Origin of the sequence: Polaribacter litorisediminis (genome assembly GCF_019968605.1) — a bacterium.
GTDB classification, from domain to species: Bacteria; Bacteroidota; Bacteroidia; order Flavobacteriales; family Flavobacteriaceae; genus Polaribacter; species Polaribacter litorisediminis.
The window spans coordinates 922,562-936,322 of the sequence record NZ_CP082966.1 but is presented as its reverse complement, the minus strand read 5'-3'; the positions used below and the strand labels follow the sequence as shown (position 1 = coordinate 936,322).

Here is a 13,761-nt window from a genome sequence, read left to right as displayed (position 1 = left end):
AAAAACTATATTAAATTAGCGATGTTTATGCAAATTACTTAAAAAGAAAGCTTTAGAATAATTATATTTACGATGAAAAATAAATTATTAAAAAGTGAAGAATTCATACCCAGTAAAAGTAAACAACACTTTCGATTTTGAGATTGATAAAAAATCTGCTTTAGATCTCGATGCGTTAGAAATTTCAGCCTCAGAATTTCATATCTTACAAAACAATCGTTCTTACCAAGCAGAGATTACCGAGGCTAGTTTTGATCAAAAAACCTATGCAGTAAAAGTAGATAACAATACGTATAATGTACTTATTTTTAATGAGCTAGATGCTTTAATTAAAGAAATGGGGTTTGAAATTGGTGCAACTAAAAAAGTAAGTGAAATTAAAGCTCCAATGCCTGGATTAATCATAGACATCAATATAAAAGTTGGTCAAGAAATAAAAGAATTTGATGCGCTGATTATTTTAGAAGCTATGAAAATGGAAAACACCTTAACATCACCAAGAGATGGTATTATAAAATCTATTTCAGTTATAAATGGTGAAACGGTAAACAAAAACCAACTCTTAATTGAATTTGAATAAGTACGTATAGTACCTTTTATGATGCCAATCTGCATGAAAAAAACCATACATTTTAGCTTAAAGAAACAAGTAATATGAAAAAAATTTTAGTAGCAAACAGAGGTGAAATTGCGATTCGTGTAATGCGAACAGCAAAAAAAATGGGCATAAAAACCGTAGCAGTATTCTCTACGGCAGATAGAAATGCGCCCCATGTTCGGTTTGCAGACGAAGCTGTATTAATCGGTGAAGCTCCTTCTAACAAATCTTATTTATTAGGCGATAAAATTATTGAGGTTGCCAAAAAACTAAAGGTAGATGCCATACATCCTGGTTATGGTTTTTTATCTGAAAACGCCCATTTTGCTGAAGCTTGTGAAAATAATAACATCATTTTTATTGGTCCTAAATCGAAAGCGATTAAAATTATGGGCAGCAAATTGGCAGCAAAAGAAGCTGTAAAAGGGTATAATATCCCCATGGTTCCTGGAACAGAGGAAGCTATTACCGACATACCAGAAGCTAAAAAAATAGCACAAGAAATTGGCTTTCCGATTCTTATAAAAGCTTCTGCTGGTGGTGGCGGAAAAGGAATGCGAGTGGTAGAAAAAGAAGCCGAATTTGAATCTCAAATGAACCGAGCAATTAGTGAAGCGATCTCAGCTTTTGGTGATGGGTCTGTTTTTATTGAAAAATATGTGACTTCACCTCGACATATCGAAATTCAAATTATGGCCGATGCACATGGTAATGTCGTACATCTTTTTGAACGCGAATGCAGTATTCAACGCCGTCATCAAAAAGTAATTGAAGAAGCACCTTCGGCTATTTTAACCCCAGAATTACGAAAAATAATGGGCGAGGCCGCTATTAAAGTAGCAAAGTCTTGTGATTATATGGGCGCCGGAACTGTTGAATTCCTGTTAGATGATGCTCATAATTTCTATTTTTTAGAAATGAATACACGTTTGCAAGTAGAACACCCGGTATCAGAATGGATTACTAGAACAGATTTGGTCGAATTGCAAATTCGTGTTGCGCGTGGTGAAGAACTTACCATCACACAAGAGAATTTAAAAATTAATGGACATGCTTTAGAATTGCGTGTTTATGCAGAAGATCCTTTAAATGACTTTTTACCTAGTGTCGGAAATTTAGAAGTTTACAAAATTCCTGAAGGAAAAAATATTCGGGTTGATAATGGTTTTGAGCAAGGAATGGATGTACCTATTTATTACGATCCGATGTTATCTAAATTAATAACCTACGGAAAAACTCGAGAGGAAGCTATTGAACTAATGATTACCGCTATAAAAAATTATCATATAGAAGGTATTCAGACCACTTTGCCCTTCGGAAGTTTTGTTTGTGAGCACGATGCTTTCCGTTCTGGAAACTTCGATACGCATTTTGTTAAGAAATATTATTCTCCTGAAGCTTTAAAAACGAAGCAGGAAGAAGAAGCTAAAATTGCTGCACTTATTGCAGTAAAACAATATATAAAAGATCAAAAATTAGTACGATTGCCTTCGAAATAAGTTTGTAGTTTTCTTTAAAACAATTACATAACGAATCAACAACAAACCTATCAACAAAAAAACATCATGGAATCCAAAATAAAAAATCTCAACCAAAAACTTGCAGAAGCCCATTTAGGTGGCGGACAAGCTAGAATAAATAAACAACATCAAAATAAAAAATTAACCGCAAGAGAACGTGTTTTGTACTTATTAGATGAAGGCTCTTTTGAAGAAATTGGTGCATTAGTAATCCACAGAACGAAAGACTTTAACATGGAAAACCAAATTTTTTATGGTGATGGCGTGGTAACAGGTTATGGAACCGTAAATGGAAGGTTGACTTATGTTTTTGCACAAGATTTTACTGTTTTTGGAGGCTCTTTGTCAGAAACACATGCTGAAAAAATTTGTAAAGTGATGGATTTAGCACTTAAAGTTGGTGCACCAATTATTGGCTTAAATGACTCGGGTGGTGCAAGAATTCAAGAAGGAGTGCGTTCACTTGCTGGGTATGCCGATATTTTTTACAAAAATGTTCAAGCATCTGGTGTAATTCCGCAATTATCAGCAATTATGGGTCCCTGCGCCGGTGGTGCCGTGTATTCACCTGCCATGACTGATTTTACCATGATGGTAGAAAACACAAGTTATATGTTCGTTACCGGACCAAATGTGGTAAAAACAGTTACAAATGAAGAAGTAACTAGTGAAGAATTAGGAGGCGCAAGTACACATTCTACAAAATCTGGAGTAGCACATAAAACGTCTTCTAATGATGTAGCTTGTTTAGAAGATATTAAGAGTCTTTTAAGTTATTTGCCTCAAAACAATACAGAAACACCTAAGTTGTTACCTTTTGAATTACAGGATGAAATTAGAGAAAACTTGGTGAATATTGTTCCTGAAAACGCCAATAAACCTTATGACATGCATGATGTGATATCGGGAATTATAGATGAAAATTCCTTTTATGAAATTCATAAAGATTATGCAGAAAATATTATTGTTGGTTTTGCTAGATTAGGAGGAAGAAGTATTGGTATCGTTGCAAATCAACCGCTATTTTTGGCAGGTGTTTTAGATGTAAATAGCTCTAAAAAAGCAGCTCGTTTTGTGCGTTTTTGTGATGCTTTTAATATTCCGTTGTTAGTTTTAGAAGACGTTCCAGGCTTTTTACCAGGAACCGATCAAGAATGGAATGGCATTATAGTGCATGGAGCAAAATTACTGTATGCTTTTAGTGAAGCTACAGTGCCAAGAATTACTGTAATTACCCGTAAGGCCTATGGTGGTGCTTATGATGTAATGAACTCAAAACATATTGGAGCAGATATGAATTTTGCATGGCCAAGTGCAGAAATAGCGGTTATGGGTGCAAAAGGAGCCGCTGAAATTATTTTTAAACGCGAAATTACATCCGCAGAAAATTCTGAAGAAAAATGGAAAGAAAAAGAAGCCGAATATGCCAAACTTTTTGCAAATCCTTATAGTGCTGCCCAACGTGGTTTTATTGATGAAGTAATTTTACCGCAAGACACAAGACGAAAATTAATTAAAGCCTTTTCTATGTTAGAAAATAAAGAAGTAGAAAGACCGAAACGAAAGCATGGAAATATTCCTTTATAGTTTTAATTATGTAATAAAATCAACAAATACTCGATGAAACCACCAACCGTTTTTTGTAATACCTCGCTATGAATCTTATTGCAAAACGTATCTCTGATTTTTTAAAGGACTTTCCTCCTTTTAATATGCTATCTCAGGCACAATTATTTGCAATATCTAGTGAAGTAGAGGTTCACTATTTCGAAAAAAATACGGATATATTTACCACTGGGCAAACCATAAAAAATCAATTTTATGTCGTAAAAGACGGTGCCGTTGGATTATTTATTGAGGAAAAAAATATTTTAGTTGATGAGTGTGATGAAGGCGATATTTTTGGATTACGAGCCTTAATGCGCCAAGGAAATTACAAATTAAGTGCAAAAGCGATAGAAGAAAGCATTGTATATAGCATATCTTCAGAATTATTTGAAGAATATATTACAACCAATTCAGAAGCAAGTACATTTTTGATGTCTAGTTTTGCTTCTAATATTCGATATACTGCAACAGATCCTGAAAAAAAAAATCAATCCAAAGAACATCTTCAAGATTTTTTTGAAGAACAATCTGCAGCCTATTCTAAAAACCCAATACAATGTGCACCAGAAACTAGTATTAAATCGGCTGCCCTTATAATGACCAATAAACGAGTTGGTTCTATCATCATCACTAAAAACAAGAAACCTTTAGGTATTATTACGGATAAAGATTTACGTATAAAAATTGCAACAGGTAGCAGTTCTATTGAAGAACCCGTAACGAAAATAATGTCGTCTCCTGTAATAACCTACCCGGAAAACATAACGATTGCAGAAGCTCAAATTGCGATGTTAAAATATCGTATTACCCATTTGTGCATCACCGAAGATGGCTCTAAAGATTCAAAATTAATAGGTATTTTATCGGAACATGATATTGTCGTTGTTCGTGGAAATAGTCCATCTGCCTTGGTAAAAGAAGTGCGGCGAGCCAAAACACCAGAACAATTACAACACATTCGTAAACGTGCAGAACAACTTTTAGAGCGGTATATAAAACAGCAAATACCCATTATGTTTGCTACTAAAATACTTTCTGCAATTAATGAAAGTATTACCCAAAAAATTATTGATATTTCTATCAAAGAAATGCCAACTGTACCTCCTACTTCTTTTGCTTGGTTAGCGATTGGTAGTCAAGGACGCGAAGAACAACTATTACTTACCGACCAAGATAATGCACTAGTTTTTAACAATGTAAAAGACTCAGAATACAAAAAAACTAAAGAATATTTTTTATCACTTTCTAAAAAAATCAATCAAAAATTAAATAGTATTGGTTTTGAGTTATGTCCTGCAAATATGATGGCGAGCAATCCTGCATGGTGTTTATCGGTTTCAGAATGGGAACAACAATTTAAAAAATGGATTACAACACCCGATCAAGATAACTTAATGCTCTGCACAATTTTCTTTGATTTTGAATATGTTTATGGTGATAAAAATTTAGTAACTATTTTGGCGGAAAGTATTTTCGAATCGATAGCATCTCATGATATATTTTTAAACTTTTTAGGTCTTAATGCCTTAAAAAATCCGCCACCTTTAAGTTTTTTCAGACAATTTTTAGTGGAACGAGATGGCGATCATAAAGATCAATTTGATGTAAAGGCACGCGCAATGATGCCTTTAGTGGATGCTGCACGTCTCTTAATCTTATCAAAAAATGTAAAAGCTCATAACAACACGATTGTGCGTTATAAAAAACTGATGGAGTTAGAACCTCAAAATAGAGATGTGTATGCTGCTTGTTCAGAGGCCTTTAAAAATCTATTATACTTTAGAACTCAGCAAGGTTTGCTGCATAAAGACTCCGGTCGTTTTATAGATTTACAAACATTAAGCAAAGCCGATCGTTTAGCATTAAAAAATTGCTTTAAAGCCGTAAAAGAGGTGCAAGATTTAATTCAAACTAGATTTAAGCTGTCTCAATTTTTATAGCATGAACTGGTTTAAAAAAAAAATATATCCTCCGTTTTGGAAAGCATATATAGCAAGCTTTAAAGAAAAAAAAAGTGATACTTTAGAACACTTACGATTTGTAGTTTTTGATACCGAAACAACGGGCTTAGACACCAAAAAAGATAGAATTTTATCTATTGGATCTATTGCCGTTATTGGAAATACACTAAAAGTTACAGACAGTCTGGAAAGCTACCTTTCACAAGATTTGTTTAAAGCAGAAACGGTAAAAATTCATGGATTGCTAAAAGAAGGGGCTATTAAAAAAGTAACCGAAGAAGAAGCTATCATTCAATTTTTAGAGCATATCGGAAATAGTATTTTAGTCGCGCATCATGCAGCGTTTGATGTTACCATGATTAACCAAGCGTTAAAACGTTTAAAGTTACCCAAACTAAAAAACAAAGTGCTCGATACAGGGCATTTATTTCAAAAAACCAAACTAGACACTTCTAAAAAACATTTTGGTTTAGACCAATTATCAAAAAAATTTAACATCCCTCAACACGATAGGCACACGGCTTCTGGTGACGCTTTTATTACTGCTTTATTATTCGTTAAATTAATAGGAATCTTAAAGAAAAAAAATCCTTCATTAACTTTAAATTATTTACTTCGAAGTAACGACAGAATAGGATTATTATAATAAAAGCGCCTTATTACAAGACGCTTTTATGATGATATTCTATAAGAAAATTACAATCTCTCTTCAATAATCGTTTGTACCACTTCAGGATTTAAAAGTGTAGAAACATCCCCTAAGTTATCCATTTCATTCGATGCGATTTTACGTAAAATACGTCTCATAATTTTTCCTGATCGCGTTTTAGGCAAACCTTCTGTAAATTGAATTTTATTTAATTTAGCAATCGGCCCGATTTTATCTGAAATCATTTGATTAATCTCTTTACGAAGATTTTCATGCACTCTACTTTCGCCCGTTTCTTTTAAAGTAACATAACCATACAAGGCACTTCCTTTTATATCATGAGGAAAACCAACAATAGCACTTTCTGCAACTGCAGGATGTTCGTTAATTGCATCTTCAATCGGTGCAGTTCCTAAGTTATGACCAGAAACAATAATAACATCATCTACTCTACCTGTAATTCTATAATACCCAACCTCATCGCGCAAAGCGCCATCACCAGTAAAATACTTGTTCTCATAAGCCGCAAAATAGGTTTCTTTATAGCGTTGATGGTTTCCCCAAATGGTTCTTGCAATACTTGGCCATGGAAATTTTATACACAATCTACCTTCAACTTGATTTCCTTTTAATTCTTCTCCGTGTTCATCCATCAAACAAGGTTGAATTCCGATAAAAGGCAACGTTGCATATGTCGGTTTTGTTGGAGTTACATACGGTATTGGCGTAATCATAATTCCGCCAGTTTCGGTTTGCCACCAAGAATCTATAATCGGACTTTTACCTTTTCCGATATTATCATTATACCAGTGCCATGCTTCTTCGTTAATAGGTTCGCCTACACTTCCCAACACTTTTAGTGAAGACAAGTCATATTTCTCTACAAATTCTGCACCTTGCTTTGCTAGAGCTCTAATAGCCGTTGGTGCGGTATAAAACTGATTTACTTTGTGCTTTTCTACAATATCCCAAAAGCGTCCGAAATCTGGATAACTTGGCACACCTTCAAATAAAACAGTTGTGGCACCATTTGCTAACGGACCGTAAACGATGTATGAATGTCCGGTAATCCAACCAATATCCGCAGTACACCAATACACATCATTTTCTTTATATTGAAATGCATTTTTAAACGTATATGCCGTATACACCATGTAACCTGCTGTGGTATGCACCATCCCTTTTGGTTTGCCTGTAGAACCCGATGTATATAAAATAAATAACGGATCTTCTGCATCCATAACTTCTGCTTTACATTCTGTTGAAGCCTTATCTAATAAAGGTTGTAACCATTGATCACGCCCTTCTTTCATGTTGATATCAGAATGAATTCGTTTGGCAACCAAAACCGTTTTTACCCCCTGACAAATTTCTAAAGCCTCATCAACAATACCTTTTAAATCGATTGTTTTTGAACCTCTATAAGAACCATCTGAAGTAATGACCATTTTACAATCACAATCATTAATTCGGGTTGCTAATGCCATGGATGAAAAACCTGCAAAGACAACCGAATGTATAGCCCCTATTCTTGCGCAAGCCAGCGTTGCGATTGCCAATTCTGGAATCATAGGCACATAAATACACACGCGATCTCCTTTTTGTACACCTTGTTCTTTTAAAACATTTGCAAATTGGTTTACACGATCGTGCAGTTGATTATAAGTGATGTGTTCTGCACCTTCCTCAGGATTATTGGGTTCAAAAAGAATGGCGGTTTTATCTCCTCTGGTTGCTAAATGTCTATCAATACAATTTTCTGTAATATTTAGTTTTGCACCCTCAAACCATTTTACTTCTGGTTTAGAGAAATCCCACTCTAAAACTTTGTTCCATTTTTTACGCCAAAGAAAATGTTCTTCCGCTATTTCTTCCCAAAAACTTTCTGGATTTCTGACCGATTTACGATATACTTGATAATATTCTTCTAAATGTTTTATATGATAATTACTCATAATTAATTCTTTAATTTATATTTTTATTTATAGAGTCCGATATGGTGGGTTTGATAAACTGATTTTATTTCGCTTATGATGGCAACATCATCTATCGTAGATGGAATGTTGTGTTGTTGTTCATCTGCAATATCTCGCAACAATTTACGAAGAATTTTTCCGCTTCGAGTTTTTGGTAATCGTTTCACTACAAGCACATCTCTAAAAGATGCAACAGCACCAATTTCGTGTCTTACATCTTGTATTATTTCTTTTCGAATGGTTTCTTCTTCAAACTCATCGCCCGATTTAAGCACAACCAATCCTAAAGGTTTCTGACCTTTTAAATCACAATGCACACCAAAAACGGCACATTCTGCAACAGCTTTGTGTGAAGCTACAATTTCTTCCATTTCTGCGGTAGACAATCGATGACCTGCCACATTTATAATATCGTCTACTCTACCTGTAATAAAAACGTACCCATCTTCATCTTTATAACCACCATCACCAGAAAAATAATATCCAGGAAAGCGGTTTAAATATCCAGATTGAAAACGTTCTGGATTTCCCCAAAGATTAGTTAATGTTCCGGGAGGCAAAGGTAATTTTACGGCTACAAAACCTTCTACAGCATCTTCAACCTCTTTTCCTTCTTCATTTAATATTTGAATATCATAACCACAAACAGGAAAACTTGCCGATCCTGGTTTTACTTCTTGCAGGGCTACACCGACCATATTTGCTACCATCGGCCAACCACTTTCGGTTTGCCACCAATGGTCTATAACTGGTACATTTAATTTTTCTTCTGTCCAAGTTAAAGTTGCTACGTCACATCTTTCACCCGCTAAAAATTGATATTTTAAGCAAGATAAATCAAACTTCTTTAGCATATTTCCGTTAGGATCTTCTTTTTTGATGGCTCTAATTGCAGTAGGAGCGGTAAACATTACTTTCACATTGTGCTCGCTAATTACGCGCCAAAAAGTAGAAGCATCTGGAGTTTTTATGGGCTTTCCTTCAAAAAGTATGGTTGTATTTCTATTTAATAAGGGCGCATACACAATATAACTATGACCAACAACCCAGCCCACATCGCTTGCTGCCCAAAATGCATCGCCTTCATCTACACCATAAATATATTTCATTGAAAATTTTAACGCAGTTGCATAGCCACCGGTATCTCTTATAATTCCTTTGGGTGTTCCTGTGGTTCCCGATGTATATAAAATATAAGAAGGATCTGTTGATTTTAATGAAATTGGTTCGATAGAACTCGATTTTTCCACCAAAGAAGTATAATCAACGTCATACTCTTTTTTGGGAATTTCTACACCTAATTTTCTATCAAAAACAATTACATGATTCGGCTTATTTGTTGATAAATCAATAGCTTTATCTACAAAAGGTTTATACGGAATAATTTTTTGAATTTCAACTCCGTTGGATGCAGTAATAATTGCTTTTGGTTTACAATCATCAATTCTGATTGCTAATTCATGAGGTGCAAAACCACCAAAAACTACAGAATGAATAACTCCAATTCTTACACAAGCTAACATAGCATATAATGCTTGCGGAATCATGGGCATATAAATTATACAAGTATCTCCTTTTTTTAGGCCCAAATCTTGCAATCCACCCGCAAGTTTAGATACTTCGTGATGCAATTGATGAAAGGTAATATGCTCTTTAATGTTTGTTACTGGCGAGTCATAAATAACGGCATTTTGATCACCAAAACCATCATTAATATGCTTATCAATACACAAATAACTTAAGTTAAGTTGCCCATCTTCAAACCATTGATGATGATTAAATTTATCTTTAGATAAAATAGTATTGGGTGCTTTAAACCACTCTAGTTGATTGGCTTGTTCTTTCCAAAATTTTTCTGGTTGCTGAATACTTTCTTGATAAAATTTTTGATACATCATGATTTTGCTTTTTTAGAATTAAATAAGCCAAACCAATTTGGGTTTAGAATTTTAAGTTTTATCAGCGACCAAATAATGGCCACAAAAGAAAGCCCTAACACTATAGATACAATAGGATCTAGGTTTTTAGTACTTTCAAACTTAAACCTAAAGTATAAAGTAATAACTACATAGATACTTATAAAAATATCTGATGTAAAAGAATTTAGTTGCAATTTCATGTCTTTAAACTTTAATTAAAAATTGTTTGTTTGCACACAAAATCAATATTTAATAGCGGTAAAGACGATCTTTAAGCTAAAAGTTCCAATATTTCTGAAACTATTTTTTTTACTGAAAAAGGTTTTGTTAAATATTTGTCGGCTCCTAGTTTTAATCCTTTTTCAATATCTGAAGCCTTATTTTTTGCAGTTAAAAATACTACTTTTGTATCTTTTAAACTGTTTGTATTTTTTATATATTGTAAGGTTTGATATCCATCTACCTTTGGCATCATAATATCTAACAAAATTATATCAGGAGTATGATGTCTTAATATTTCTAAAGCTTCACTTCCGTCTCGTGCTATAAACACGTCAAAATCTTGTTTTTTAAAGATATATTCTAATGACATTACAATATTTGGCTCGTCATCTACAATTAAAATTTTTCTCCTCATACTTTAAAGGCACAATTTACTTAAAAGGTATGGTAAAAACAAGTATTGCACCATATTTTATATCTTTTTTTGCCCAAATTTTACCATGATGCTTTTCTACTATTTGTTTGGTGATGGCTAATCCCAAACCACTACCTTGAGGTTTTATAATATTTTGATGTTTTGATTGATAAAACTTATCAAAAATATAATCATGGTCTTCCGCAGGAATTCCTTTACCATTGTCGGTTACAGAAATTTCAACAACTTCATTTCCTAACTTATAATCTATTTCTATTTTTCCTTTTTTTGGTGGACAAAACTTAATTGCGTTGGATATTAAATTGATAAATACTTGCAGTATCCTATCTTCATCGTAATTTGTTTTAAAAGAATGGCTATTTTTAATGATAATTTTAACTTCTTTTTTGGCTGCAATTTGTGAAATACTTCCCACAGCCTTTCTAATCGTTTTTTGGATATCATTATAGTGTAAATCTAAATTCAATCTTCCTGTTTCTATTTTTTCAAAGTCTAAAATATTGTGAATTAATCGCCCTAAACGTTCTGAATCTTGAAGAATATTTTTTAAAAATTGTGCTTTAATTTCTTGAGGCATGTCATCACCTTCATCCATCAATAATTCTGTCGCTGCTCGAATTCCGGTAATAGGCGTTTTTAGTTCGTGAGCAACGGTATCTAAAAATTCATCTTTTTGTTTATCCTTATCGATTAATTCTTTATTTGCATTTTTTAATTTTGATGATAATTGAGATAATTCTTGAGACTTTTCTAACAACACTTTGTTACTAACAATATTTTCTTTTGATTCCTCTAAAATTTTTAAAACCTCTACCAAACTAATTTGTTCTTCTTTTACAACACTGGCAATTAATATTTTAGCAGATGCAGAACCAATACTTCCGGTTAGTAATTTTTCAGAAAAATTAATTAATCGGGCATCGCCTAATTGAGTATCTAACGGTAGTTTATATTTCGTGAAAAATATTTTTAGCGCTCTGTTGGTACGTTTTTCACCTAAAAAACGAACTAATACACTTTTAATATCTGTTACATAAGCCTCTCCTTTCCAAACAAACACATTGTCTTGAAGTGATGTAAAACTCTTACTATCTACAAACATTTCTGCATAATTACGCTCTCTATAATTTCCTTTAGACACTAAAGAAAATACTAAGTAGCTCATCACATTAAAAGTCATACTCCAGAAAAAAGCATGCGCCGGCGGACTTAAAAAATCGATTCCGAACAAAGCGTATGGCTTTAAACTCTGAATACCGAATAAACCAAATTGCGTAAAACTATCTGACCCTGTATAGGCTTGCAAAGTAAATGGTAAAACTAACGTATAAAAAGTAAGACCGAAGCCTATGATTATTCCTACAATTGAGGCTTTTGAAGAGCCACGGTTCCAAAACAATCCAATAAAAAAAGAAGGTGCTAATTGCGAAATAATAACAAATGAAATTAAACCAATAGAATACAAAGAAAGTTCTCTAGAAAATGAAACATAAAAGAAATAAGCCGATATAATAATTGTAAAAATAGAAATACGACGAATGTTTTTGATGTATTTAGAGTTTTTCTCTGGTTGATTTTTAATAAACTTTTCTAAAAAACCATAGGGAATAATTAAGTTATTACTCACCATGGTCGATAACGCTAACGTAGAAACGACTACCATAGATATGACAGCAGAGAATCCTCCTAAAAAAACAAGCGTTGCTAAAAATGAATTTCCGTTTTTTAAAGGAAGTAATAAAGAGTAATACTCTGCATTTTGAGAAGTTCCGAAAGTAATTTTACCTGCCCAAGCTATAAAAATTACAAAAATATTGAAAAGCAATAAATACAAGGGAAACAACCAGATTGCTTGCTTTAAGTGCTTTTCTCTATTGTTTTCTAATACCGAAACTTGAAACTGACGTGGTAGTAAAAAAACTGACATAAAAGACAAGGCTGTCAAAAAAAACCAATTAAAACCATCTTCAATTCCATTCAGTGTCGTTAATTCTTTAAAATTTTCTGCGATTGAAATTTCATTGTAAATAGCTTCGGTGCCATCAAATAAATAATAAGTAATATAAACTCCAATAATTAAAAAGAAAACTAATTTTAAAATCGATTCAAACGCAACTGTGGCAATAATACCTTTATGTTTCTCAGATGCATCTGTATTTTGTGTTCCAAAAAAAGCTGCAAATATAGCCAACAATAATGCTACATAAAACGTAGAATCATCAATTATAGAGGTAGAAACATAACTCGTTTCATCAGACATGATTTCAAAAGTTTCAGAAACTGCTTTTAATTGTAAAGAAATGTAAGGCAAGGTTCCAAAAAGGCAAATAACTGTTACTAGGGCACCAAGAAATCGATTGTTTCCATATCGCAAAGAAATAAAATCGGCAATCGATGAAATTTTATGTTGCTTCGATATTCTAATAATTTTCCGAAGTACAATAATCCACAAAGGAGCTGCAATAACAGGTCCTAAATAAATAGGTAAAAAATCTAACCCTGAATTAGCTGCAATACCAACACTTCCATAATAGGTCCATGCAGAACAAAAAACAGCTAAAGATAACGTATAGATGTAAGGATTATTTACCCATTTGCTTTGTCGTTTTTTTTCACTTAAAAAAGCAATATAAAACAAGACTGCTAAATAGATAATAATGATAATAATTAGGGCAAAATTATTCATAATGACGTTTTAATACGATATATGAAATAACAATGGAGATCAACCAAATAGAAAATATTGAAAAATAAAAAGTTGGAAAACCAAAAACGGCTCCTTCAAAATTAAAGATAAGAATAAGAGGTATGTTAAAAATCAAAATCAACGCAAAGGATAAGACAATTAACTTTTGTTCGTGTCTTTTTTTCA

General features: G+C 33.1%; 10 protein-coding genes. 5 read left to right on the top strand and 5 right to left on the bottom strand.

The annotated features are described in order from the left end of the window. Nucleotides 1–94 precede the first annotated feature (94 nt). The 5 genes from K8354_RS04075 (at nucleotide 95) to K8354_RS04055 (ending at nucleotide 6,333) form a co-directional block, all read left to right on the top strand. A complete protein-coding gene (locus K8354_RS04075) occupies nucleotides 95–580 on the top strand; it encodes an acyl-CoA carboxylase biotin carboxyl carrier protein subunit (protein ID WP_223445590.1) in 486 nt (161 codons plus the stop codon). A gap of 74 nt (nucleotides 581–654) precedes the next feature. Next, nucleotides 655–2,097 (top strand): acetyl-CoA carboxylase biotin carboxylase subunit, encoded by a 1,443-nt coding sequence (accC, locus tag K8354_RS04070; RefSeq protein ID WP_223445588.1) that lies wholly within the window; start codon nucleotides 655–657, stop codon nucleotides 2,095–2,097. A 66-nt stretch (nucleotides 2,098–2,163) separates the two neighbouring features. Further along, nucleotides 2,164–3,705, top strand: coding sequence for an acyl-CoA carboxylase subunit beta (locus tag K8354_RS04065; RefSeq protein WP_223445586.1), 1,542 nt, complete (start codon nucleotides 2,164–2,166; stop codon nucleotides 3,703–3,705). 68 nt (nucleotides 3,706–3,773) lie between these two features. Continuing rightward, a complete protein-coding gene (locus tag K8354_RS04060; protein ID WP_223445584.1) occupies nucleotides 3,774–5,666 on the top strand; it encodes a DUF294 nucleotidyltransferase-like domain-containing protein in 1,893 nt (630 codons plus the stop codon). Between the two features lies 1 nt (nucleotide 5,667). Beyond that, nucleotides 5,668–6,333, top strand: coding sequence for a 3'-5' exonuclease (locus K8354_RS04055; RefSeq protein ID WP_223445582.1), 666 nt, complete (start codon nucleotides 5,668–5,670; stop codon nucleotides 6,331–6,333). Nucleotides 6,334–6,383: 50 nt separating this feature from the next. Here K8354_RS04055 and acs read toward each other — a convergent pair whose 3' ends face one another. The 5 genes from acs to K8354_RS04030 form a co-directional block, all read right to left on the bottom strand. Next, complete coding sequence (acs, locus tag K8354_RS04050) at nucleotides 6,384–8,291, bottom strand: acetate--CoA ligase (protein WP_223445580.1); 1,908 nt, start codon at nucleotides 8,289–8,291, stop codon at nucleotides 6,384–6,386. A gap of 23 nt (nucleotides 8,292–8,314) precedes the next feature. Continuing rightward, nucleotides 8,315–10,210, bottom strand: coding sequence for an acetate--CoA ligase (locus K8354_RS04045; RefSeq protein WP_223445578.1), 1,896 nt, complete (start codon nucleotides 10,208–10,210; stop codon nucleotides 8,315–8,317). Further along, entirely contained in the window at nucleotides 10,207–10,431 is a 225-nt protein-coding gene (locus tag K8354_RS04040; protein WP_223445576.1) for a hypothetical protein, read from the bottom strand. The genes K8354_RS04045 and K8354_RS04040 overlap by 4 nt, the downstream gene beginning before the upstream one ends. A gap of 71 nt (nucleotides 10,432–10,502) precedes the next feature. Beyond that, complete coding sequence (locus tag K8354_RS04035) at nucleotides 10,503–10,868, bottom strand: response regulator transcription factor (protein ID WP_223445574.1); 366 nt, start codon at nucleotides 10,866–10,868, stop codon at nucleotides 10,503–10,505. A gap of 16 nt (nucleotides 10,869–10,884) precedes the next feature. Then, complete coding sequence (locus K8354_RS04030) at nucleotides 10,885–13,575, bottom strand: ATP-binding protein (protein ID WP_223445572.1); 2,691 nt, start codon at nucleotides 13,573–13,575, stop codon at nucleotides 10,885–10,887. Between the last annotated feature and the right edge of the window lie 186 nt (nucleotides 13,576–13,761).